Origin of the sequence: Mesonia sp. K7, assembly GCF_003233725.1 — a bacterium.
GTDB lineage: Bacteria > Bacteroidota > Bacteroidia > Flavobacteriales > Flavobacteriaceae > Mesonia.
The window spans coordinates 150,416-175,325 of record NZ_QKQV01000002.1; the positions used below are offsets into that span (position 1 = coordinate 150,416).

The 24,910-nt window shown below is 35.5% G+C and carries 24 protein-coding genes; 14 read left to right on the forward strand and 10 right to left on the reverse strand.

Annotated features, from left to right (window positions below; translation table 11 throughout):
• Positions 1-60: 60 nt before the first annotated feature.
• From DNG35_RS02135 to DNG35_RS02155, 5 genes are all read left to right on the forward strand, one after another.
• Entirely contained in the window at positions 61-2,478 is a 2,418-nt protein-coding gene (locus tag DNG35_RS02135) for a thiamine pyrophosphate-dependent enzyme (protein WP_111126111.1), read from the forward strand.
• Positions 2,479-2,584: 106 nt separating this feature from the next.
• A complete protein-coding gene (locus DNG35_RS02140; RefSeq protein WP_111126112.1) occupies positions 2,585-2,788 on the forward strand; it encodes a hypothetical protein in 204 nt (67 codons plus the stop codon).
• Positions 2,789-2,800: 12 nt separating this feature from the next.
• Complete coding sequence (locus DNG35_RS02145) at positions 2,801-4,033, forward strand: cupin domain-containing protein (RefSeq protein WP_111126113.1); 1,233 nt, start codon at positions 2,801-2,803, stop codon at positions 4,031-4,033.
• 121 nt (positions 4,034-4,154) lie between these two features.
• Positions 4,155-4,583: a hypothetical protein gene (locus DNG35_RS02150; RefSeq protein ID WP_146228821.1), complete on the forward strand. Its 429-nt coding sequence runs from the start codon at positions 4,155-4,157 to the stop codon at positions 4,581-4,583.
• Positions 4,584-4,729: 146 nt separating this feature from the next.
• Positions 4,730-5,596, forward strand: a complete 867-nt coding sequence (locus DNG35_RS02155; protein ID WP_111126115.1) for an RNA polymerase sigma factor RpoD/SigA — start codon at positions 4,730-4,732, stop codon at positions 5,594-5,596.
• Positions 5,597-5,629: 33 nt separating this feature from the next.
• On the opposite strand, the gene DNG35_RS02160 is transcribed toward DNG35_RS02155, so the two are convergent.
• A complete protein-coding gene (locus DNG35_RS02160; protein ID WP_111126116.1) occupies positions 5,630-6,361 on the reverse strand; it encodes an SDR family oxidoreductase in 732 nt (243 codons plus the stop codon).
• Between the two features lie 148 nt (positions 6,362-6,509).
• Here DNG35_RS02160 and DNG35_RS02165 point away from each other — a divergent pair, with 148 nt between their 5' ends.
• The gene (locus DNG35_RS02165; protein ID WP_111126117.1) at positions 6,510-8,822 is read left to right on the forward strand and encodes a transglycosylase domain-containing protein; all 2,313 of its coding nucleotides are present in this window, start codon (positions 6,510-6,512) and stop codon (positions 8,820-8,822) included.
• Here the strand turns inward: DNG35_RS02165 and DNG35_RS02170 are convergent.
• Both DNG35_RS02170 and DNG35_RS02175 read right to left on the reverse strand, forming a co-directional pair.
• The gene (locus DNG35_RS02170; RefSeq protein WP_111126118.1) at positions 8,819-9,700 is read right to left on the reverse strand and encodes an SdiA-regulated domain-containing protein; all 882 of its coding nucleotides are present in this window, start codon (positions 9,698-9,700) and stop codon (positions 8,819-8,821) included. The two genes, DNG35_RS02165 and DNG35_RS02170, sit on opposite strands and share 4 nt — an antisense overlap.
• Before the next feature lie 99 nt (positions 9,701-9,799).
• Complete coding sequence (locus DNG35_RS02175; RefSeq protein WP_111126119.1) at positions 9,800-10,609, reverse strand: tryptophan-rich sensory protein; 810 nt, start codon at positions 10,607-10,609, stop codon at positions 9,800-9,802.
• Positions 10,610-10,733: 124 nt separating this feature from the next.
• Here DNG35_RS02175 and DNG35_RS02180 point away from each other — a divergent pair, with 124 nt between their 5' ends.
• The 3 genes from DNG35_RS02180 to DNG35_RS02190 are packed head-to-tail and all read left to right on the forward strand — an operon-like array spanning position 10,734 to position 12,965.
• On the forward strand, positions 10,734-12,044 hold the full coding sequence (locus tag DNG35_RS02180) for a mechanosensitive ion channel family protein (RefSeq protein WP_111126120.1): 1,311 nt from the start codon (positions 10,734-10,736) through the stop codon (positions 12,042-12,044).
• 33 nt (positions 12,045-12,077) lie between these two features.
• Positions 12,078-12,698 (forward strand): YqaA family protein, encoded by a 621-nt coding sequence (locus DNG35_RS02185; protein WP_111126121.1) that lies wholly within the window; start codon positions 12,078-12,080, stop codon positions 12,696-12,698.
• Positions 12,699-12,740: 42 nt separating this feature from the next.
• Positions 12,741-12,965, forward strand: a complete 225-nt coding sequence (locus DNG35_RS02190; protein ID WP_111126122.1) for a hypothetical protein — start codon at positions 12,741-12,743, stop codon at positions 12,963-12,965.
• A 38-nt stretch (positions 12,966-13,003) separates the two neighbouring features.
• Here DNG35_RS02190 and DNG35_RS02195 read toward each other — a convergent pair whose 3' ends face one another.
• Entirely contained in the window at positions 13,004-14,503 is a 1,500-nt protein-coding gene (locus DNG35_RS02195; RefSeq protein WP_111126123.1) for a DEAD/DEAH box helicase, read from the reverse strand.
• Positions 14,504-14,677: 174 nt separating this feature from the next.
• Between DNG35_RS02195 and DNG35_RS02200 the strand changes: the two genes are divergently transcribed.
• A complete protein-coding gene (locus DNG35_RS02200; RefSeq protein ID WP_111126124.1) occupies positions 14,678-15,043 on the forward strand; it encodes a hypothetical protein in 366 nt (121 codons plus the stop codon).
• 49 nt (positions 15,044-15,092) lie between these two features.
• Here DNG35_RS02200 and galE read toward each other — a convergent pair whose 3' ends face one another.
• Positions 15,093-16,103 carry a UDP-glucose 4-epimerase GalE gene (gene galE, locus DNG35_RS02205; protein WP_111126125.1) on the reverse strand — a complete coding sequence of 337 codons (1,011 nt, stop codon included), beginning with the start codon at positions 16,101-16,103 and terminating at the stop codon, positions 15,093-15,095.
• Positions 16,104-16,181: 78 nt separating this feature from the next.
• Here galE and DNG35_RS02210 point away from each other — a divergent pair, with 78 nt between their 5' ends.
• Both DNG35_RS02210 and DNG35_RS02215 read left to right on the forward strand, forming a co-directional pair.
• Positions 16,182-16,466: a DUF3817 domain-containing protein gene (locus DNG35_RS02210; protein WP_111126126.1), complete on the forward strand. Its 285-nt coding sequence runs from the start codon at positions 16,182-16,184 to the stop codon at positions 16,464-16,466.
• Positions 16,463-17,530, forward strand: coding sequence for an endonuclease/exonuclease/phosphatase family protein (locus DNG35_RS02215; protein WP_111126127.1), 1,068 nt, complete (start codon positions 16,463-16,465; stop codon positions 17,528-17,530). Before DNG35_RS02210 ends, DNG35_RS02215 begins: the two co-directional genes overlap by 4 nt.
• Before the next feature lie 89 nt (positions 17,531-17,619).
• On the opposite strand, the gene DNG35_RS02220 is transcribed toward DNG35_RS02215, so the two are convergent.
• From DNG35_RS02220 to DNG35_RS02235, 4 genes are read right to left on the reverse strand one after another with little or no spacing between them, the layout of a single operon-like run.
• Positions 17,620-18,009, reverse strand: a complete 390-nt coding sequence (locus DNG35_RS02220; RefSeq protein WP_111126128.1) for an acyl-CoA thioesterase — start codon at positions 18,007-18,009, stop codon at positions 17,620-17,622.
• A gap of 60 nt (positions 18,010-18,069) precedes the next feature.
• Complete coding sequence (locus DNG35_RS02225; protein WP_111126129.1) at positions 18,070-18,492, reverse strand: NUDIX hydrolase; 423 nt, start codon at positions 18,490-18,492, stop codon at positions 18,070-18,072.
• Positions 18,493-19,365, reverse strand: coding sequence for a DUF72 domain-containing protein (locus DNG35_RS02230; RefSeq protein WP_111126130.1), 873 nt, complete (start codon positions 19,363-19,365; stop codon positions 18,493-18,495).
• A 12-nt stretch (positions 19,366-19,377) separates the two neighbouring features.
• Positions 19,378-21,435, reverse strand: a complete 2,058-nt coding sequence (locus tag DNG35_RS02235) for an HD family phosphohydrolase (protein WP_111126131.1) — start codon at positions 21,433-21,435, stop codon at positions 19,378-19,380.
• Positions 21,436-21,548: 113 nt separating this feature from the next.
• On the opposite strand from DNG35_RS02235, the gene DNG35_RS02240 reads away from it, so the two are divergent.
• Positions 21,549-22,730: an acetyl-CoA C-acyltransferase gene (locus DNG35_RS02240; RefSeq protein WP_111126132.1), complete on the forward strand. Its 1,182-nt coding sequence runs from the start codon at positions 21,549-21,551 to the stop codon at positions 22,728-22,730.
• Between the two features lie 11 nt (positions 22,731-22,741).
• The gene (locus tag DNG35_RS02245) at positions 22,742-23,491 is read left to right on the forward strand and encodes a C40 family peptidase (RefSeq protein WP_111126133.1); all 750 of its coding nucleotides are present in this window, start codon (positions 22,742-22,744) and stop codon (positions 23,489-23,491) included.
• A 50-nt stretch (positions 23,492-23,541) separates the two neighbouring features.
• Here the strand turns inward: DNG35_RS02245 and DNG35_RS02250 are convergent, their stop codons facing one another.
• On the reverse strand, positions 23,542-24,804 hold the full coding sequence (locus DNG35_RS02250) for an aminotransferase class I/II-fold pyridoxal phosphate-dependent enzyme (RefSeq protein ID WP_111126134.1): 1,263 nt from the start codon (positions 24,802-24,804) through the stop codon (positions 23,542-23,544).
• Positions 24,805-24,910 lie beyond the last annotated feature (106 nt).

The window sequence follows — 24,910 nt, forward strand, 5'->3', positions numbered from 1 at the left end:
AATTGATAAAAAGCCTAAAAATTCCTATCTTCGCAGCATTCAAAAAATAAACATTACGTAATGCAAAAAGAAAAAACCATCAGCCCAAGCGACTTGTCTTTTGAAGATTTTAAGCAAGAAGTAATCAAAGATTACAAAACTGCAGTCATTAGTAGAGAATGTAGTCTTCTTGGTCGACGTGAAGTATTAACCGGAAAAGCCAAATTCGGAATTTTTGGTGACGGAAAAGAAGTACCTCAGTTGGCGATGGCAAAAGCATTTCAGAATGGTGATTTTAGATCAGGTTATTACCGTGACCAAACTTTTATGATGGCTTTGGGCTTACTTTCTGTGCAAGAGTTTTTTGCCGGTCTTTACGGCAACACCGACTTAGCACAAGAACCAATGGCTGCCGGGAGACAAATGGGTGGTCACTTTGGCACACACAGTTTAAACCCTGATGGAAGTTGGAAAAACCTCGCCGAGCAACCCAACTCAAGTGCCGATATTTCGCCAACAGCAGGACAAATGCCTCGACTGTTAGGTTTAGCGCAAGCTTCAAAAATTTACCGTCACGTAGACATTGCTGGCGCGGAAAAGTTCTCGAATAAAGGTAACGAAATTGCCTGGGGAACTATTGGGAATGCGAGTACCAGTGAAGGTTTGTTTTGGGAAACCATAAATGCCGCAGGTGTCATGCAAGTACCGATGGTGGTTAGTGTTTGGGACGATGCTTATGGAATTTCAGTTCCTGCAAAATACCAAACTACAAAAGAAAATATTTCGGAAATCTTAAAAGGTTTCCAACGTGATGAAGAAAACGATGGTTACGAAATCATCAAAGTGTGTGGCTGGAATTATGCAGAATTGGTAGAAGCCTATCAAAAAGCTAGTGATATTTCGCGTGAGCAACATGTTCCGGTGCTTATTCACGTTTATGAACTTACACAACCACAAGGTCACTCAACTTCTGGTTCGCACGAGCGTTACAAAAGTGAAGAAAGATTGGCTTGGGAAAGAGAATACGACTGTAACCTACAAATGCGCCTATGGATGGTCGAAAATAATATCGCCACCGAAGAAGAACTTAGCGAATTGGAAAAAGAATGTAAAAAGATAGTTCGTGAGGGCAAAAAAGCAGCTTGGGAAGCCGTAAACCTAATACCAAAAACAGCTCAAAAAGAAGTAATTTCGTTGTTAGAAAATTTGGCGTCCGAAAGTAAAAATGCCAACTTTATCAATACGCTTAAAGCAGAATTAGAGAGCTTATCAACTCCAGAAAAACATCAAGTGTTGAGCGCTGCTAGAAAAAGTTTGCGTTACGTACGTGAAGAAAGCTTAAGTTCAAAAACAGCGCTCATCAATTGGATTAATACTTTCGTAGAAAAAACACAACCCGATTACAGCAGTCACTTACACAGCCAAAGCGAATGGGCGGCAGTAAACATTAGCGAAGTAAAACCAACCTACGATGATAATGCCGAAGAAGTAGATGCACGAGTCGTTTTACGTGATAATTTTGATAAAATTTTCGAAACCAGACCAGAAACCCTCATTTTTGGAGAAGATACTGGAAACATTGGTGATGTGAACCAAGGTCTTGAAGGCTTACAAGATAAATATGGTGAATTACGTGTCGCTGACGCTGGAATTAGAGAAGCTACCATTCTTGGTCAAGGTATCGGAATGTCGCTTCGTGGTTTACGTCCGATTGCTGAAATTCAGTATTTAGATTATATTTTATACGCATTGCAAATCATTAGTGATGATTTAGCATGTACACATTACCGTACCAAAGGAATGCAAAAAAACCCACTGATTGTACGTACTAGAGGACATCGTCTAGAAGGAATTTGGCATAGTGGTTCGCCCATGGGCGGAATTATCAATTTGGTAAGAGGAATGCATGTACTTGTACCTCGCAACATGACCAAGGCCGCAGGTTTTTACAATACTTTGTTAGAAAGTGACGAACCAGGTTTGATTGTAGAGTGCCTTAATGGTTACCGTCTAAAAGAGAAAATGCCTAGTAATTTAGGTGAATTCAGAACTCCTGTCGGTGTGGTTGAAACCATTAAAGAAGGTGAAGACATAACCTTGGTTTCTTATGGCTCTACCCTACGATTGGTAGAACAAGCCGCCAAAGAATTGCTGGAAGTAGGTATTAATGCTGAAATTATTGATATACAGTCGCTATTACCATTCGACTTAAATCATGATATCGTAAAAAGTGTAGCTAAAACCAATCGTCTATTGGTGATCGATGAAGATGTTCCTGGAGGTGCTTCTTCTTATATTCTACAAAAAGTAGTAGAAGAGCAACAAGCCTATAAACATTTAGACAGTCAGCCGCAAACTTTAACGGCTAAAGCACACAGACCAGCTTACGGAACCGACGGAGATTATTTTTCAAAACCATCAGTAGATGATATTTTTGAAACAGTGTATGCAATTTTTAACGAAGTAAATCCACAGCGGTTTCCTACTTTAAAGAATTAAATATTTCGATAGAAAGATTTTATAAAAATACCCTTTATTGGGTATTTTTTTTTTGCCTTTTTAGGATTAGTTTTATTGTAAACTATTTAATCATAAAATCATTATTATGAAAACACTGAAAAAAAGTCAAATCAAATCGAAAAAGATTAATGTAAATTCTTCAACCATTGCAAAAGGAGTTGGAGCAATTGCTTTAGTAGCTGCAATGGGTGCTTGTACACCTTGTGATAGTGACACTACTCGTTACGGTGATCCTGCAAGAGCTAGCGGAAGTGACTATGATGTTACTCGTTACGGTGATAGTTGTTAAACTTAGAACAACATGAAATTTTCTGAGAAAAATACAGATTGGTTATTGCACCCTATTACCAAAGAAGATTTTATTGATAATTACCTCGAAAAAAAATACTTGCACATCTCTAATGACTCTAGAGGGAGAGAATACTATAGTTCTTTACTCAGTAGAGGTAAATTAGATTTATTTTTAAATGAGCAGTCAGTAAAATATCCTAACATTAAATTAGTTGGAGTGGATGATGATTTCAAACATTCTGATTACACTGATAATGAGGGTAACATCCAAGTGTCGAAACTATACAAGTATTACAGCGAAGGTGCTACCATTAATGTAAATGGCTTGCACCAATACCTACTTGATCTTAAAGAGTTGTGCCAATCTCTTACTAAAGAGACCTCGCACAAATACCAAACTAATATTTACTGTACACCTAAAAATTCGCAAGGTTTTATCACCCATTACGATTCTCATGACGTAATTGTTTTACAAGTTCATGGAACCAAAGAATGGGAAATTTATGATGATCCTGTAAAATTACCTTTAAAAGGAATTGAAGAATTTGAGAAAGGGATGCAACTTAATCCTACACTCAAAAAGACACTTACCTTAAAAGAAGGTGAACTATTATATATTCCTAGGGGTGTGATGCATAATGCAAGAACAAAAGATGAGTCTTCTATACACATCACTTTAGGTCTTATTGGTACCACATACTACAACTTTATGGTTTCTATTATCAAAGACAAACTTATAAATGTAGAAGGATCGAGAAAGTATTTGCCTTTTGGCTTTTTAAATCATGAAGACCTTAAAAAGGAAATGGAAGAAAAGTTAAATGAAATATTAGAAGTGTTAGCCACAGAAGATATCAATATTAATCGGGACATTGAAAGAGTCAAAGCAGATCGCATTAAAAATCAATCTAATCTTGTTCTCAACCAACTAGAGCTTATCGACAATATGCTAGAAGAAAAGCTCGATATAGAAAAATCAGTATTTAGGCTCAAACAAAATATCATTACTTCAGCTAAAATTATTGGCGAAGAATATATTCTGTCAGCAAATGGTCAAGAGCATAAATTTCCAGATTATATCAAACCTTGTTTTGATATTATTTTAAATGCAAAAGCTTTTTCGCAAGAACATTTAAAAGAATATTTAGACGAAGAAGGTATATCGGTTCTCTTCGAATATTTAATATGTGAAGGTCTTGTGGAAATCACCGATACAAAAAAATCACTCTTAAAAGTTGGATAGCACCACTTAAACATAAGATTATCAGTAAATTAAATATAAAAATACCCAGTACTGGGTATTTTTTTTGTTTGTAGGTTAACCTAATTTTATAAAAACTAAAAAATCTATAAATCTTGTCATTATGAAAACAAATGAAAATAGAATTTTATTATTTCTCTTTTTATTGTTATGTGTTGTCTTTATGAGTCCATATACTCATATGGTAAAGGCGGAAGAAAATGGAATTTCTTCCTACGAAAACATACAATCAGATTGGAGCGAATGGAAAACTACCTCCTGCTTTAAATATTTAAATTATCGTGTAAAAAAGGGAGAAACAGCAAAAAAATGGTATATCGAGTTTAAAAACAATTACAACCAAAACATATCGATGTCTGTAACCATAAAAAACGGCTTTGGTGGTGATCGCTCGACAATCAAATCAGGGGAAACTAAAAAATCATATTATTTTACAGATGTAGAATATGCATCAAGAATAGATTTTGTCGTCGATAAAGTAAAATTTAATGACACCAGTTGGAGCGGTCCCTACGCCGAATGCGATTATTAGCTTTTAAAATTTTTTATTTGAGTTAGCCGAAGAGTGCCATTTGTAAGGCACTTTTTTAATGCTGAGCCCTTTAAAATCAACAAATTTGGAAAAGTCATTTTTTTTTCGTATAATGACTTGTTAAATTCAATACGATAAATAGATACATGAGACAGCTTAAAATCACGAAACAGGTCACCAACAGAGAATCAAAATCTTTAGATAAATATTTACAGGACATTAGCAAAGTTGACCTCATCACCGCCGAAGAAGAAGTAGAGTTAGCACAGCGCATTAGAGCTGGAGATCAAAGAGCTTTAGAAAAGTTGACCAATGCCAATTTGAGGTTTGTGGTTTCAGTCGCTAAACAATATCAAAATCAAGGACTTACCCTACCCGATTTAATAAACGAAGGAAATGTTGGTCTTGTAAAAGCTGCCAAACGTTTTGACGAAACTAGAGGTTTTAAATTTATTTCTTATGCTGTTTGGTGGATTCGACAATCTATATTGCAAGCCCTTGCTGAGCAATCTAGAGTTGTTCGCTTACCGCTGAATAAAATTGGAGTGATTAATAAAATCAACAAAACCTTTTCGCACCTAGAGCAAAGTCTACAGCGACCGCCATCTGCAGAGGAAATCGCTAAAGAACTTGATATGGCTGTAAGCCAAGTAAAAGCAGCAATGAAAAACTCAGGAAGACACCTTTCTATGGATGCTCCTTTTAAGGAAGGGGAAAATGACTCAAATCTTTACGACGTGTTAAGCTCTGGTGAATCTCCAAATCCTGATGATAGCTTGATGTTAGATTCCCTCAGCATTGAGTTAAATCGTGCATTAGATACACTTTCTACACGTGAGGCCGATGTTATTCGTTTAAACTATGGCATCGGAAACCAACCTGCAATGACTTTACAGGAAATTGGAGACACTTTTGATTTAAGTCGAGAAAGAGTGCGTCAAATAAGAGAAAAAGGGATTAGACGTTTAAAACATCAATCCAAAAATAAGATTTTAAAAAAATATTTAGGATAAATAAAAAAGCGACTAAAAGTCGCTTTTTCTTTTTTAATGCTGTCGAGGCATCGAAGGTCTTATTTCTATCTTGCTTGGCAGACTTCGCTTGTTCATCTTAAATATATCTACAACCAATTCTCCTAAATCTTCTTTTTGAATTTTCCATGCTTCATTTTCTTCCTTCAAATTAGGATCATTACCATTAAAGTGAGTCGAAACCGAACCAGGCATAATGGTTGAGACACTCACACCATCATTTCTTACATCAAGCATCATGGCTTGCGTAAAACCGGTTAGACCAAATTTACTTGCATTATAAGCGGTACCTCCCGCAAAAAAATTAGTGCCCGCTAAACTGGAAATACTGATAAAATAGCCTTTCGTTTTTTTAAGTTCCTCAATAGTCGCTTTAGCTGTGTAAAAAACACCTGTTAAATTAGTGTCAATCGTTTCTTGCCATTCGCTTTCGGAAATTGAATAAATACTATTAAAATGCCCTAAGCCTGCATTAGCAATCACATAATCGATACTTCCGAATTTCTCAATTATCTTTTTTACGGCTTCAGTTTGATCTATCAAAAGTCGAACATCTGCTTTCAACGGAAGTACTTTCTTTTTTCCGTATTTTTCTGCCAATTGATTGGCTGCATCTTCGGCAGATTTAAGTTGCCTACTCGTAAGTGCTACATTTACACCCTCTTTTAATAAAGCTTCGGCAATTCCGTAACCAATTCCCTTACTTCCTCCTGTAATTAATGCTGTTTTGTTATGTAGTTTATTCATCTGAAATGTCTTTATTTTACTTAAAATTAAAAAACATTTCGCTTTCTGTACGTATAGAAAACTTTAAAAAAATCATAAAAAACTTAAAACTTTAGGGCTAAGCTATTTTCTTTTAGATTTTTGTAGACAGAAAACTCAAAATTTCTCTATGGATAAGAAAAAGGTCATTAAATGGTTAAAGCGATTTACCATAGCAATAGGTGTAATTTTTGCCCTATTTATGCTTTTTTATGCTAGTATTTATTTTGGCCTTTTCGGAAAAATACCTACCAAAGAAAGTTTAGCCAATCTTAAGCAAAGCCAAGCGACACAAGTATTAGATAAAAATAGTGACCTAATCGGTAAGTTTTACATACTTGATAGACAATCAATAACTTACAATCAATTCCCTAAACATTTACTTGATGCGCTGATTGCGACTGAAGATGCTCGTTTTTATGAACATGATGGTATCGACAATAAGAGTTTATTACGTGTTTTCTTTAAAACTATTCTGATGTCTGACAAGTCTTCTGGTGGCGGAAGCACGATTACTTTACAATTGGCCAAAAACCTTTATGGAAGAAAAGATTATGGCTTTATGAGTATAGTCGTCAATAAAATCCGTGAAAGCATTGTTGCTAAACGTATTGAAGAAATCTACCCTAAGCAAGATATCTTGACACTTTACCTCAATACAGTCCCTTTTCCGGACAACACCTACGGAATTGAAAGTGCCGCTAGAAAATTTTTTAATACTTCTACGCAAAAATTGAGCATTGCCGAAGCTGCAACGCTTGTAGGTTCGCTCAAAGCAAACCACAGTTACAATCCTAGACTTTATCCAGAACGATCACAATTACGTCGAGATGTGGTTTTGCAACAAATGGTGGCTTATGGTTATCTAGATAGCGAAACTGCTAACAAAATAATGCAGCAAAAGTTAGCACTCGATTATCAGTATTATGCGCCAAATCAGGGTTTAGCACCTTATTTTAGAACAGAAGTCAAAAAACAACTTGACAGCATTCTCAAAAATAAAGCTTTCGCGAAAGCAAACGGAGAGCCTTACAATATTTATCACGACGGACTTAAAGTTTATACAACACTCGATAACACCTTACAGCGTTATGCAGAAGCTGCGATGCAATTGCATATGACAAAATTGCAAGCACAATACGAGAAATCCTATGGTAGCAACTATCCGTGGAAAAAGAATAACCCAATTATCAAAAGAGCGGTAACACGGTTACCTATTTACCAGAAACTCAAAAAACAAGGTTTAACCGAAAAGCAAATTCTAGATAGCTTATCAGAGAAAAAGGAAATAGAACTTTTCTCATGGAGCGAAAATACAATTGCAGAAATGTCGACCATCGATAGTTTAGCCTATTACAGCAAATTTTTAAATGCTGGTTTTATAGCTATTGAGCCTACAACTGGTGCGATTAGAGCATATGTTGGCGGAATTGACTATGTTTTTTTTAAATACGATCATCTTTCGTTGAGTAAACGCCAAGTAGGTTCTACCTTCAAACCTATTGTTTACACAGCGGCTTTAGAAAATGGCATGGATCCTTGCTCCTATTTTTCTGTAGGCGAAGTCACTTACACCGATGTTGACAACTGGACGCCTAAAAATGCTGGCGGACTGAACGATCCTAACACCAATTATAATTTAGAGAAGGCCTTGAGTCATTCCGTCAATACAATTGCGGTAAAGGTTTTATACGAAACAGGAATCGACAATGTGGTGAAACAAGCAGAAAAAATGGGTATCGACAGCAAAGTTGAAAAAGTGCCTTCAATTGCTTTAGGTTCGTCCAACCTTCGCGCTATCGATTTAGCGAAAGCTTATACTACTTATGTAAATGAAGGGAAGCCTTCTACTCCACTCTTTATCACTAAAATTGAAGACAAATTTGGGAATACGATTGCTTCTTACGAAGATTTATACGGTAAGCAAAAAACTGTTGATGAGGCTATTACCGAAGAAAACCGACAAATCATGTTAGAATTTATGAAAGCTACTGTAAATGATGGAACCGCTAAAAGATTACGTAGCAGTTACCATTTTACAAACGATATTGCCGGAAAAACAGGAACTACACAAGACAACAAAGATGGTTGGTTTATAGGTATTTTACCCGAATTGGTAACGGTTACTTGGGTTGGTAACGACAATCAAGAAATTGGTTTTAAAACTACAGCTATGGGTCAAGGAGCTAATTCTGCTTTGCCTATTTTTGCCAATTTCTTGGAAAAAGTAAACAACGACAGTGATTACAGTCAGCTTACCCAAGCAAAATTTGAGGAACCCAGTGAAGAAGTCAAAGAAATTTTAACCTGCGCCTCTGAGAAAGAAGACGGCTTCTTCAAGCGTCTCTTTGGCAAAAAGAATAAAGAAAAAGAATTCCACGAAAGTGAAAACAAGAAAAAGAAAAAAGGTATTTTTTCTTGGCTTAAGAAAAAGAAAGATTAGTGTTCGTTTTTCTTATCCTCTTCTATCTCTACCTTTAAGATATTGGCATTTTTCCATTCTCCTTCGTTAGAAATGTAGAGTTTGTTCTCATCGTCAAAAGCTATACCTTCGGGTTGAGCAAACTCATCAGGATCAAAAACAATGAGTTTTTGTGCTTCCCACTTTTTGTTGAGAATTAGCAATTTAGGAATCGCACCATCTACCATGTAAATATCTCCCGTTTTTGGGTGAATGCCTATTTCTGAAGTTCTAAAAGTCTTTTCGTTACCCAATTCGTTCAAATCTTTAAAAATAGGGTCATCAAATTTTAGCTTATAAATTGGCTCTTCCATCATTTTTTTAGACGCCAAATCAAAACGATAGATAGGTTTGTATAATTTGTCTCTATCCGGACTTTCTTTACACGCCAACCAAAGGCTATTGGTATTTTTGTCATAACATAAGCCTTCTAAATCATCTTCTTTTGTAAGTGGTGTTTGGTAAGTTTTTATTTCAATATTATCTGCCATAAAGTTCTTCACTTCATAGATTTTTCCGTCGCTTCGCGCTACAAAAGCATCTTTCCCTACAATGGCAATGCCCTCATAATCTTCGTAATCGCCAAATTTGATTGTTTTTACCACTTCACCTGAAGTTAGGTTATAAATAAAAATTTCGCCAGCTTCGTCTTGTATACAAGCCATATGATTTTTATCTACAAAAGCAATTCCTGAAATTTCGTCTAAACTGGAAGGTAATGTCCACTTATTAGCAATTTCTATTTTAGAAGGATTGTCATAATCGACGACGTATTTGTCTTTGAAAGTAAAATACATAATACTTACAAAAACCATAATCACTAGTGTGATATAAAACGGCGGACTTTTAAAATAACTCATAATGGGTATTTATAATTATTTCAAAAATAAGGAAAGTTGTTTGAATATTAAATGTATCGTTTTTAATATGATAAATAGATTCTAAAAACTCTCATAAGCTCAAATCTTTTTACGGGCAGATTGATATTCTTTTAACTTTGCCAAAGGACCTAAATGCCTATTCTTATAGCCGTGGACGCCACTGCTAACTACCAAAACAATTGCTACACCTAAAGAAGTATAACTCAAACTACTGTTCACACCCCAATTAGATACTGCTATGGCGATTAACGCCCACGATCCTACAAGCGCAAATTCACGCATATTTCTACGCCATGTGATAAATATATTTAGAATTCCTGCAAAAACAACCATAATTATTGCCCAAATAGATACTTCTATTCCACCAGCGTCCCAATTGATAAAAGTGAGATAAGCAGCGACATTACTTATAGTTGCTACACTTATCCATCCACTATAAAAAACAAAAGGCCACCACAAAAATACAATAAGCGATATAGGTGCGTCCCATAGTTCCATCTCATTATTGACGATGATTTTAAGCAAGGAAAACAACAATACTCCCATCGCTATTACCGAGAGGCCAATATAACCATAAAGCCAGAAGAATAACCAGCTGATATTAGCCAAACAAGATAGAAAAAACCATCCTCCAGTTTTCATAATAAATACATCATCTCTTACCGTGACAAACAAACTTCTGCTCTGATACACGACAAAACCCAAAAGCAAAACATAGATAAACCCCCATATAGAGAAAGCATAACTGGCTGGTGTAAAAAGGTTTTCAAGTTTTTGCGAAACTTCACCTATCGTTGTGTGGTTAATCAAGCCTTTATTGCTCAAATAGTTGAAAATAATCATAGCTATAAAAGCAAGAATATTAACAATCTGTAAAGTTTTTTTCATCTTATAAAGATACACAAACCTAAAGGCTTTCTAAAATCCACCCATTTAAATTTTAAAATCAAAAATTATAGTTAAGATTTTGTCTATCCTTTTAGGGACAAGTATTTTTGCAAAAACTATTTTGATGCAAATAGAAAACTACAATAAATATTTTTATCAACTTTTTAAAGATTGGGGTTGGAATGATGTTTTGGCAGCTTACGCCAATCTTTTTGTGAATATTCTTATTTTATTTATCATTACCGCTTTATTCAATTTTTTCTTACGAAAATTCTTAAAGCGTTTTATCATTAAGCTTACCGCAAAATCTAAAACCAAACTCGATAACTTTTTAGTAAAGAACAAAACACTTTCTTATTTTTCGCTTTTTCTAACACTCATCATCATTCGTTGGGCGGCACCAATTACAATGACCGACTTTACGGCTTATCAAAGCGGAATTACCACTTTGCTAAATATCATAAATATTATCGTGATCATCTTTTTGGTGAGAGCAATTTTAAGAGGTTTTAAAGACTACCTCAAAACCAAAGACAATTATAAAGACAAACCTATAGATAGTTACATACAAGTCTTTATGATTTTCACCTGGATGATGGGCTTGGTTCTCATTTTTTCTATCTTTACAGGGAAATCTATCTGGTATTTCGTCACGGGATTAGGTGCATTTTCTGCAGTTGTTTTACTCATTTTTAAAGATAGTATACTCGGGTTTGTGGCAAGTATACAAGTTGCTGCAAACGACATGGTTAGAATTGGTGATTGGATTACCATGGAAAAATACGGTGCAGATGGTGATGTTATTGAAATCAACCTTTCTTCGGTAAAAGTGCGAAATTTTGACAATACGATTACCACCATTCCAACATATTATTTAATCTCTGATTCATTCAAAAACTGGCGCGGAATGATTAACTCTGGAGGAAGGAGAATCAAACGTGCCTTATTGATCAAAGCTTCGAGTATTCGTTTTCTCGAAAAAGAAGAGGTGAAAAAATTAGAAAGCATCAGTCTAATTCGAGAATACTTGACGCATCGCCAAGAAGATATTGATAAATACAACCAGGATCAAAATATCGATAAAAGTGTTCTGATGAATGGTAGAAACCAAACCAACTTTGGTGTTTTTAGAAAATATATAGACAGTTATCTCAACCAACATTCGGCCATCAATAAAGATATGGTGATTATGACCAGACAGTTGGCTCCAACAGAAAAAGGTATTCCGTTAGAAATTTATGCGTTTAGTAAAGACAAAGTTTGGCAAAATTACGAATATATCATTGCCGATATTTTTGACCACCTACTTGCATCACTTAAATATTTTGAACTAGAAATTTTTGAGTTACCTTCTGGTCAACAATTTGATATACATATGACTAATAAAAATAAGGGTTTAAACGAAAACCAAAACACAGAAAAGTATAGAAAATAAGTGTAAACTTATTACATTTGTGCCCCAAGTTTTATGACAAGAAAAAAAGTAACAAATAAAAAACCACGCTGGAAACTCTTACATCAGTATTATAGCTATACAGGCTTTTACTCGTTTGTAGGTAATAGTTTACTAAAAGCAGCTATTCCTATTTTATTATTTATTGGGGCGTTGGTCTGTGTGCACTTTTTTGTAGTCGATATCAATACGATTTTACTTTACATTACCGAAAATTTTCATCCACTTGGTGTTTTTTCTGTCTTTTTGGCTTCAGAATCTATTTTAGGACTCATTCCTCCCGAAATATTTATTGCTTGGTCTGGAAAGTCAGAGCTTCCAAACCTTTACCTTTCCCTATTGGCATTATGTTCTTATATAGGTGGAATTATTTCTTATTTTATGGGAAGAGGAATCGCTAGCATTCCCTCGGTGTTTGTCTATCTAGAAGTCAAAATGGCAAAACATATCAAAAACATGCGTAAATGGGGCGGCTTTTTAATTGTTGTTGGAGCGTTGTTACCAGTTCCTTTTGCGATATCAAGCATGGCTGCAGGAATTATCAAGTTTCCTTTCGGAAGTTATTTACTTTTTGGTTTGTTGCGTTTCTTGCGATTCTTTATCTACGGTGTAGCGATTTTTGGAGCATTGAACTAACTTCAATAATTGCGGAACATTATATTTTTTTATTTTTAAATAATGGGAGAAGTCGTATATGCTGCTATTGGCAGGGTTTATCTATGGGTTAGATATAGAAAGAAAGCCAAGGTAAAAGAGATTCTAGATAATAAGTTTGATGGTTCGTATATCAATGCTGGAGCAATTTCAACAATGAAAGTGATTGGTATAATACTAATTACTATCCTTTTTATTTCCCTTATTATTCTATTTATTAGAATAATTTTAAATCATTTACTTCAATAGAGTTCATAAAAAATTCCGCTTAAAGCGGAATTTCTATTTTAATCCTGAAACTTTTCGTTGATTCGAAATCGCAACTTTCGGCAATAATCTTCAAATAGCCAGTCGCGATAGTTTTTTGTGTTGTTAATAATACAATACGAATAGCGTTTTACACGATCACGAATATCGTCTTTGAGTTCTTGCGCCAAAATACGGGCGTCAAAGACATCTTCGCTGTTTTCAACACACATTTGGGCGTGTTGTTCAATCGATTCTTCTAATACCGCTTTCGATTTTTCACCATTATTTACAGCTTGGTTGTACTTCTTTTTGATGTCAAAAGAAATGTCTTCTGAGTTTTTAAACAACTCTCGGACTTCTTGAGGCATTTTATACGTAAACTCCTGCTCTATCTCTTCGTCTCCACGTATGTTTTCTAAGAAATAATCGGGATTACTAAAAATTAGCTGCCAATCTACTGGGGCATCCCAAAGACCAAAACGTGCCATATTATTGCCTAGGTCAATCACTTTAAAAGTGTCTTTATTCGGTATTTTACGTGAGCCACGACCAATCATTTGGTAATACAATGTAAGTGATTTGGTCGCACGATTGAGAATGATATTTTCAACACTTGGTTCATCAAAACCAGTAGTCAAAATACTTACCGAAGTTAAAATTGCATCGGGTTTATGTTTAAACCATTTTAAAATTTCTTTACGTTCTTTCTTGCTACAAGTGTTATCGAGATGTTTGATTTCGTAACCGGCATCCTTAAAAGTGTGGTAAACATACCACGAAGTGTTTATTCCATTATTAAAAATAAGGGTTTTTTTACCTTTGCAATGTTCTTCGTATGCCTGTACCAACTTCTCTTGCATGGTCAAATTGGTGTATAAATCTTCTGAAGACTTTACCGTATAATCACCGTTGATTCCTACCTGAAGTGAGGTTAAACCAACATCATAACAAATGGTTTCTGCTTTTGCCAAAAAACCTTCCTGGATAAGTGATGAAATAGAATTACCCACAATAAGCTCCTGGTAATTGTCTTTCATTGGGAGTTTGATGTTCGAACTCAAAGGAGTTGCGGTAACCCCTAAAATAAATGAATCTTCAAAGTATTTAAAAAGTTTGGTAAACGAGTTGTAATGTGCCTCATCTATAATGACCAAACCAACATTATCTACTTCTAGTTTTTCGTCGCTCAAACGATTGTTCAAAGTTTCAACCATCGCCACAAAACACTGGTATTCGTCTTGATCTGGCAGTTCTTTTACCTTACTGTTGATGATTTTATTCTTTACTTGAAAACCATCCAGCATTTTAGAAGTTTGCTTGCAAAGCTCTATTCTATGCGTTAGGATAACCACTTTCTTTTCTGTTCGTTCTATATAACGACGAACAATTTCAGAAAACACAACGGTTTTACCGCCTCCTGTCGGTAATTGATATAACAAGTTGAAATTATCTGGAGCCTCATTTAAATAATGAAAAATCTTTTTTAAATCTTCTTCTTGATAATCGTATAACTTTTTTTCAACTTTTGCCTCGACCATAAATTGCTTTTTCTGCGGTTTTAAAATAAACCCTGCAAAAATAAGAGATTTTAGGGGTATATTGAAATTTATCTCCTTAAAATTTAAAATGATTTTTTAGAGCTTTCTGTTTTTTTACATTAAGCAAAAACTTATTTTTGCAATCGAAACGAACCTTTTTAAAAAATTACTATTTTGAAAGACCAAAGAGCCCAAAAACTTATCAAAAAAATAATCGACGATTTAGAACATGCAGGTATCATTACCAATACATTAGTTAAAGATTTAAAAGCACTTCGACCATTTGCTGTTGAAGAAAACCAACCTGTTGTTGCCAAGGCTTTACGTCTTGCTTACGAACATATCGAAGAAAACTATACCTTCGACATTGCAATACCAGAAGACGAACCGCTTGATGAGGCAGATGTGATCACCGAAACAAAAATCAATGCAGACGAAAGCATGTTGTATTTTATGGATTTGATTAAAAATTCAGACAACACCCTAAATATAGAGGAACTAAGAGAATACAATCTTGCACTTCAAGAATACGAGTTTTAGCTTCTAAACTTATAACAATAAAAAAATGCTCCAATTCAGGAGCATTTTTTTATTGTTTTTGTTGCCACTTCCAAGCTGTTTTCAAGGCATGTTTAATATCGTATTGGGTTTGCCAACCTAGCTCTTCTTTAGCCCTTTGTGTATCTGCATAAGCCGCCGTTACATCACCTTCTCTCCTAGCTACTATTTTATAAGGTAATTTTTGTTGGGTTACGTCCTCAAAAGCATTTATGACTTCCAATACGCTATTTCCTTTTCCTGTCCCGAGGTTAAATATTTCGTAGTTGGCTTTATTGTTATTTTCTATCAATCTTTTTAAGGCAACCACGTGAGCAATGGCAAGATCGACCACATAAATATAATCTCTAATCGCAGTTCCGTCTGGTGTTGGGTAATCATCACCAAAAACCGAAAGTTCTTTTCTAACACCTGCCATGGTTTGGGTAATATACGGAATAAGGTTTTGTGGTGTACCAATAGGTAGTTCGCCAATTAAAGCAGATTCATGGGCGCCAATTGGGTTAAAATAACGTAACGAAATAGCTTTGAAATTTTTATCCGCTGTAGCGAGATCTTCTAAAATATTCTCCCCTACTTTTTTGGTGTTTCCGTAAGGAGATTCTGCTTTTTTTATCGGTGCATTTTCTTTAATTGGTAATTCATCGGCTTGACCGTATACGGTACACGACGAACTAAAAATAAAGTTACTGATTTCTCTTTTCTGCATCTCTTTGAGCAAGAAAACCAACGCATTGATATTGTTTTCGTAATACAATAAAGGCTTTTCAACACTTTCCCCTACCGCTTTTGAAGCTGCAAAATGTATCACTCCTTCGATATCGGGATGCTCGTCAAAAAGCTCTTGAATTTTTATAGGCTCGCGTAAATCTATTTTGTGAAACGCAGGTGTTTTTCCTGTAATTTCGGCAATACCTTCTAAAACCGAAAGGCTTGAATTGGATAGGTTATCTACAAGCACTACATCATAATCGTTATTGAGTAACTCAACTGCAGTATGGGAACCAATAAAACCGAGACCTCCAGTGACTAAAACTTTCATGAAATAGGATTTTCTACAAATCTATAATAACAAAACAATTATTAATAGGTATTTTAGCAAAAAAAATTCCAAAACCCCATGAGTTTAATCAAGATTTTTAAAATTGTGAGTGTACTCGAAGCGATTTCATTTTTACTTTTGTTAGGAGTGGCAATGCCTCTCAAATATGTTTGGGATATGCCCGAAATGGTAAGAATTGTAGGTATGGCTCACGGATTGCTTTTTGTACTCTACGTTTTTTTAGCCTATTGGATGTATGAGAAACTCAACTGGCCTTTTAAAACATTCGCTATTGCAGTTTTATGTTCTATTTTACCTTTTGGTCCTTTTTATTTTGATAAAAAATATTTGCCTAGTACTTGAAACTTAAAAACTTTCTTATCGGTTTTGGGTTTGTAGCCGTTCTACTCACCATCATTCCACTTTTTACGGTTAATTATTGGTGGATACGCTTATTTGATTTCCCACACGTACAACTCACCATTTTAACGCTTGTCGCTACCCTCACTTACTGCATCAAATTTGATTTAAAAAGCAAAGACGATTATGCTTTTATATTGATGTTGGTGGCTTGTCTGGTATTTCAGTTTTCAAAAATATTTATTTATACACCCTTGGCGGATAAACAAGTAAAAAAAGCTTCCGCGGATATAAGCGACTCCAAAAAACTGGATATTTACGTCGCTAATGTTTTACAGGATAACGACAAGCCACAAAAATTGCTTGCCGAAATCAATGAACTGAATCCGCAGGTGGTCGTACTTTTGGAAACCGATACAAAGTGGGAAGGTTACGTAGCTGATTTAGAAAAAGAATATCCGTACACGGTCAAAAAACCTTTGAGTAATACTTATGGTTTACTGATATATTCTAAAAAAGAGTTGATCAACCCAAAAGTTGAGTTTGTGGTTGCAGATTCAATTCCATCGGTTGATACCAAGCTAAAGCTGAATGAAAAAGACATCATTCAAGTTTATGTAATTCATCCGACGCCACCAATGCCAAAGCACAACCCAAAGTCTACCGATCGTGATGGTGAAATGATGATTACCGCCAAAAAAGCAAGAAATTCTAAAATCCCAACCATTGTCCTGGGCGATTTTAATGATGTAGCTTGGTCGGAAACCACTAAAGAATTTCAGAAGTTAAGCAGATTACTAGACCCGAGAATTGGTCGTGGTTTTTATTCAACTTATAATGCTGATATTTTTATTTTCCGTTGGCCTTTAGATCACGTTTTTGTCTCCAAAGAATTTGTAATTGATGAATTAGACAGAGGTGAACATATTAATTCCGATCACTTCCCTATTTATGCGAGTATTGTTCTGCAAGAAGAAAACGATAACCAAATACCACCAGAACTCAAAGAAGCAGAACTTAAAAAAATTAATAAAACCATTAAAGAAGCGAAGGAAGCAAGAAAATAAATTTTTTCTTTCACTAAAATTCTAATTCTCAATAAAAATTTCACAAGAAAAATTTACTCGAATTGACGAATTTCCAGAAAAATTACTAACTAATTTTTCAACCGATCAGAAACATATTCGATTTGGGTTTTTCCGTGGGGCTTGGCATTTCCGTGATCGTCTAAACCAACCATAATTATTTTCTCGATAGCAATAATCGTTTCTCGTGTCATCTTGTTGCGCACTTCACATTTTAATGTGAGTGAAGAGGCACCAAATTTTACAGGTTCTAAACCGATTTCAATAATGTCTCCCTGTTTTGCAGAACTTTTAAAATCAATTTCACTCATAAATTTAGTGACGGTCTTAGGGTTTTCCAACTGAATAATTGCATAAAGAGCCGCTTCTTCGTCTATCCATTCGAGTAATCGTCCGCCAAATAAAGTTCCATTGGGGTTTAGGTCTTCGGGTTTAATCCATTTTCGTGTGTGAAATTTCATTTTTTATTTGCAATTTACTCTTTTTAAAAAGGCTTTTGAATGCCTTATCATCTATAAAAATTATAATATTATATTCATTTTCTTTAACGCATCTTCAATAATTTCTGAATGATCAAAAGCTAAGCTTTTTAAGTTATTTACACTCACCCATTCTGTTTGAGCAGCATCATCATTTGCTTCTATTGGTAGTCTTTCTTGAAGTAAACTGGTATAAGCTACCGTTATCGTTCTTCCTCGCGGATCGCGATAAACAGCGTCATAAATTCCTACTTTTTCTATTTTTGATAGAACTAGACCCGTTTCTTCTTTTAGTTCCCTTAAACAACCTTCTACCAAAAGCTCATTTTCTTCTAGAAAACCTCCTGGTAAAGCCCATTTTCCTTGATCAGGTGGGTTTCTTCGTTGTATCACTAATAAGAAAATCTCATTATTTTCTTGTGCAAATACCACAGCATCTGTTGTAATAGCAATATTTTGCTTCATTTAGTCAAGGGTTTCTGGGATTTTTAGAGACAGCCCAAATCTTTCGTTCATCTTTTTGATAAAATGTGCTGATAGTAGTGGTGATTCTTTTTCAAGATTCTGGTGTACAAAAAAGTAAAGGTTTTTTAAACCTTGGTTATACCAATCTTCTATTCTATCTATCCAATCGTCAAGACGGGTGTAATCACTCTTATGGTTGGCACCATTGTAACGGATAAACGCGGTCTCAGTGGTTAGTCGCATATGCAACATATCTCGACGGCCAGCACTATCGGTAATAAGATGTGTAATGTTATTTTTTACCAATATTTGGTTGAGCTCGTCTGCAATAGTTTTGTCTATAAACCAATCTTCATGCCGGGGTTCAAATGCCAATGGAATTTCTTTGGGCCACTTTTCAAAAAAATCGGGTAAACGGTCGATATTTTTAGGATGAAAATTCTCAGGCATCTGCAAAAAAGCCATTCCTAGTTTGTCTTTTAAACCAGTAAGGTTTGCGGTATAATCGGTTACTAACTCTTCGCTATCTAATAAACGTTTACGGTGACTAATGAGTTGCGGAACTTTCGGAAAAAACTTAAAATCCTCAACAGATTTTTCTCGCCACTTTTCGTATTGGTCTTTTCCCCACATACGATAAAATGTCGCATTGAGTTCGATGCTATTAAACTGCGTAGAATAATATTCCAACTCATCTTTAGTTCCTCTAGGATAAAAGTTTTTCAGGTCGGTTTTATTCCATTTCGCACAACCAATATAAACTTCGTTTAATGTTTTTGGTTGTTGCTTCGACAATATTTCTTTGGTTTGCGGATGATCTTTGGGCAAGGTAAAATCTATGTTTCCTGGGTCATCTACTTTTCCGAATTTCATAAGCTGCTGGTTTTATTCTGGATATTCTATTCTCAGGTGATAAATATTTTTTAGCTTTCGCTTGAATATTTTCTTGACAATTCTAATTTCCTTAAAAGTAATATTCGCATTCAGAAACTGGTTTTCTTCCATTTGCTTGTCGATGATTTTTTCAACGTATTCATCTATCAAACTCGCATTCGGGTCTTTGATACTTTTGGTCGCAGCTTCTAGACTATCGCTCATCATTAAAATTGCTGTTTCTTTACTAAAGGGAATTGGACCAGGGTACTTAAAATCTTCTTCGTTTACAACTTCGCCGGTTTCTTTTGCTTTTTCCTGTGCCAATTTATAAAAGTAATAGACCAAAGTGGTTCCGTGATGGGTTCTAATAAAATCGATGATTCGATCAGGCAAATTGTTACGTTTGGCTCTTTCGATACCGTATTTTACATGGTTAATGATAATTTCTGCACTTTCGTGCGGATCTAATTCTTCGTGCGGATTGACAGAAGTGCTTTGATTTTCGGTAAAATACGTAGGGTTATGCATTTTTCCGATATCGTGGTACAAAGCGCCAACTCGAACCAACATAGCGTTAGCTCCTATTTCACTTGCCGCAGCTTCCGCAAGATTGGCAACGTTTAAACTGTGATGAAACGTTCCTGGAGCTTGATTAGAAAGTTCTTTCAACAATTTTGAATTGGTATCCGAAAGTTCTAACAACGACATGTCCGACACTAGGCCAAATAACTTTTCGTAAGCGTAAATAAGTGGTTGTACAAATAAAGTTGCAAATCCACCTAAGACGAACATTAGTAAAGTGACATAATCTATTTTTTCGAAATCACCTTCCTGAATAATCGTAAACGCTAAATAAGCAAAAATGTAAACTCCTGTGATTTGTCCTACAGAAATAAACAAATTGGCACGTTTATATAATTCTGAAATGGTGAGAATGGTAACAATCCCTGCAATAATCTGCAAAAACATATATTCATAACTATTCGGAACCACAAAACCAAGAATGAGAACCGTAATCACGTGCGTAAAGAGACCGAGTCTTGGGTCAAAAAAAGCTTTAAGTGTAAGTGGTAAAATACAGAGCGGGACTACATAGACATAATCTACATTGATTTTCATCACGGTTACTGTTAAGAAAACAACCCACAAAATATTAAAGACAATAAATGTCATTTTGGTATTGTTCTCAAAAATGTCGTAACGGTATTTTTTGATGAATAAAAACAACATCAATAACGCGAGGGAAACCAATAAAAAATAACCTATGACCACCACAAAATAACTCGAAGAAGTCCAAACTTTAGACTCATACTCTGTTTTGAGCGAAGTCAGAACTCGGTAAGTATCATTATTGATAATTTCACCTCTTTCGATAATCCGGCTTCCTTTGGGAACGCTACCTTTGGTGTACGATATCGAGTTGAGTTTTGACTGTAAGTCCTTTTCGGTGAGCTCTTCATTGAGGCTCACGTTTGGCTTTAAAATATCAAAAAACAACTGTTTGATTTGTGTGCTGTATTCCTGAATACTTGAATTCTCTATTTCCCCATCAAGAAAGTTAGAAATTTCTTCTTGGTTGAGGATATTTTTATAAACCACTTCCTGAGCTTCATTTCCTTTTTTAAGGTAAACCAAACTGTTTTCGTTCAGTTTTTTAAGATCGTTCAGAATACCGTATTCGTAAATTTCGTTTAAAGTATTTCGCGAAAAGGTTTTTATTTTGAGTTCATCCCGACGAAGAATACTATCTGAAAAAACAACTTTTATACGTTCATCGAGATTTTCTTTTATTTCGTTGGGAACTGTCGTGCTGTAATTAAAATAAGGAATCTGGTTTGCCTTGATCTGATCTTGCTCTTTTGCAATTTCTTCCTCTGATTTTAAAATGGCAAAATCAAAAGGTGAGTATAAATTTTCGTGCTGCCAAGGCTTTCCTTTGGTAAAATCATACTTAAACTTACTTCCCTTCGGAAATAAATAAACAATAGTTACCGTCGCAATGAGGTACAAAAACATCTTGTAAAACAAAGATTGGTTTTTGTAAAAGTTGTTGATTAAGTTATTCATAAAAAACAATATCTCTCAAATGTAATAAAAACTTAGCTTCTTGACCTAATTCTTTTTGGGATGTTCTTTATAAATACCTTAAATTCGCAGAAACAGAATTGAAACATAAAATTATGAACAAAGAAGTCGTTATTGTAAGTGCCAAAAGAACTCCATTAGGAAGTTTTATGGGCAGTTTATCTACTATACCTGCAACCCAATTGGGTGCTATTGCCATCAAAGGAGCCTTAGAAGCCATCAACCTAAAACCAGAAGTAGTTCAAGAAGTTATTATGGGGAATGTCGTTCAGGCCGGAAATGGACAAGCGCCAGCAAGACAAGCCGCTATCGCTGCAGGAATTCCTCACGATGTTCCTTGCACCACGGTAAATAAGGTCTGTGCTAGTGGAATGAAAGCTGTGATGCAAGCTGTGCAAAGTATTGCTTTGGGTGATAACGATGTGGTTGTTGCTGGAGGAATGGAGAATATGAGTATGATTCCACATTACATGCATTTGAGAAATGGTGTAAAATTTGGCCCTAGCCAAATGGAAGACGGAATGCAAAAAGACGGTTTAGTCGATGCTTACGACAAACAAGCGATGGGCGTTTATGCCGACGAAACCGCTACCAAGTATAACATTTCGCGTGAAGCGCAAGACAACTACGCTATCGAGTCCTACAAAAGATCGCAAAAAGCATGGGAAAACGGTTTGTTTAAAGACGAAGTGGTACCGGTAAGTGTTCCGCAAAGAAGAGGCGAACCTATTGAAGTAAGCGAAGATGAAGAATTTAAAAATGTAAAATTAGACAAGATACCAGCATTAAGAGCCGCTTTCACCAAAGAAGGAACAGTAACCGCAGCCAATGCATCAACCATAAACGATGGTGCTGGCGCAATGGTTTTGATGAGTAGAGAAAAAGCAGACCAATTAGGCCTAAAACCTTTGGCTGTCATAAAAAGTTACGCCGATGCGGCACAAGAACCAAAATGGTTTACGACCGCTCCCGCAAAAGCATTACCAAAAGCTTTAGACAAAGCTGGCTTAAGCAAAGAAGATATCGATTTTTATGAAATCAACGAAGCATTTTCTGTAGTGAGTTTAGCCAATTTACAATTGCTGGAACTGGATGCCGAAAAGGTAAATGTAAATGGCGGCGCGGTTTCTTTAGGACATCCACTCGGTTGTTCTGGAGTTAGAATTTTAATCACTTTATTGAGTGTATTGAAACAAAACAAAGCCAAATACGGAGCAGCAGGAATTTGTAACGGTGGCGGTGGAGCTTCTGCCATGGTGATCGAAAACATCCTCTAATTATTTTCTGAATGCAATACGGAGTTGGTCATCTTAATATCGTACCCGTTCGTTTAGAAAATTCTGATAAAAGTGAAATGGTCACACAACTTTTGTTTGGTGACCATTTTAAAATTATTGATAAGCGAAAGAATTGGGTCAAAATCAGAATTGCTTTTGATCAATACGAAGGTTGGATAGACCATCAACAATATATAGAAATTACAGAAGAAAACTACAAGCAACTAGATCAACAAAAAAATGTTTTGGTTGGTGATTTAGTAGAATTTCTTCACGACCAAAACCATCAATTACAGCTGGTTTCTATTGGGGCAAATTTAAAAGCCTTGTCGCTACTCCCATTTCAGTACGATGGTAAAAAGATGGAGGAAAAATTACCGAAATCAGAATTGGTCAAAACCGCTTTGTTATATTTAAACTCTCCTTATTTATGGGGCGGAAAAACCCCTTTTGGTATCGATTGTAGTGGTTTTACGCAAATGGTGTATAAAATTTGTGGTTATGCACTCAAAAGAGATGCCTCCCAACAAGCCACCCAAGGCGAAGCTTTAAGTTTTATAGAAGAAAGCGAACCCGGAGATTTAGCTTTTTTTGATAATGCCGAAGGCAACATTATTCACGTCGGTATCATTATGGAAAACAACTACATCATTCACGCCCACGGAAAAGTTCGTGTCGACCGTATCGATCACAGCGGTATTTTTAATGTAGATACCAGCCGGTATTCACATAACTTACGGGTGATCAAGAAAATTGTATAAACAAAAAATCCGCTTTAAGCGGATTTTTTATTGATTATTCTCTCAAAGAATTACTTCCCTTGCATCGCTTCTGCTACGTGAGCTGAAAGTCTTTTGTAAGTTCCGTTTTCTAGACGCTCTCTAATAGCAGAGAAAGCCTCTAATGTTTCTTCGATATCTTGCATCGTATGTGTTGCTGTTGGAATTAAACGCAATAAAATCAATCCTTTTGGAATGACTGGGTAAACCACAATCGAACAGAAAACACCATGGTTTTCACGTAAGTCTTTCACTAAGGCCATCGCTTCTGGAATGCTTCCTTTTAGGTAAACTGGAGTCACACAACTTTGTGTCGTTCCCAAGTCGAAACCACGATCACGTAAACCGTTTTGCAAAGCATTGACATTTTCCCAAAGCTTTTCTTTCAACTCTGGCATGGTTCTAAGCATATCCAAACGCTTTAAGGCACCTTCTACCAATTGCATTTGCAAAGATTTGGCAAACATTTGCGAACGTAAGTTGTATTTCAAATAATCCATCACTTCTTTGTCCCCTGCAATAAAAGCACCTGTACTTGCCATCGATTTGGCAAACGTTGCAAAATACACATCTATTTCGTCTTGAACACCTTGTTCTTCTCCTGCTCCTGCTCCTGTTTTTCCTAAAGTACCAAAACCGTGGGCATCATCTACAAAAAGTCTGAATTTATACTTTTTCTTAAGCTCAACAATTTCTTTAAGTTTTCCTTGTTCACCACGCATTCCAAAAACTCCTTCTGAAATTAGCAAAATTCCTCCTCCTGTTTGTTCGGCAATTTTGGTGGCTCTTTCTAAGTTCTTTTCGATACTTTTTACATCGTTATGCTTATAGGTAAAACGCTTTCCTAAGTGCAAACGAACTCCGTCGATGATACATGCGTGTGCATCTACATCATAAACAATTACATCGTCTTTGCTAACCAAAGCATCAATGGTAGAAACCATACCTTGGTAACCAAAATTCAATAAATAAGCGGCTTCTTTTTTAACGAATGAAGCCAATTCGTTTTGTAATCTTTCGTGCAAATCAGTGTGACCACTCATCATTCTTGCTCCCATCGGGTAAGCCGAACCGTATTTTGCAGCTGCTTCTGCATCTGCTTTTCTTACTTCTGGATGGTTGGCTAAACCTAAATAGTCGTTGACACTCCAAGTAATAACTTCTTTTCCTCTAAACTTCATTCGGTTACTGATTTCTCCTTCTAATTTTGGAAATACAAAGTAACCTTCTGCTTGCTCTGCCCATTTTCCTAATGGACCTTTATCTTTATAAATTTTATCGAAAAGATCTTTCATACATCAATCAATTTTCTTTTTATTATGTGGCAAATGTAGTGAAATTTGACCAACTTATTAAATGAGGTTTTAATTTGTTATAAACAAAAAAAGCACCCAAATTGGA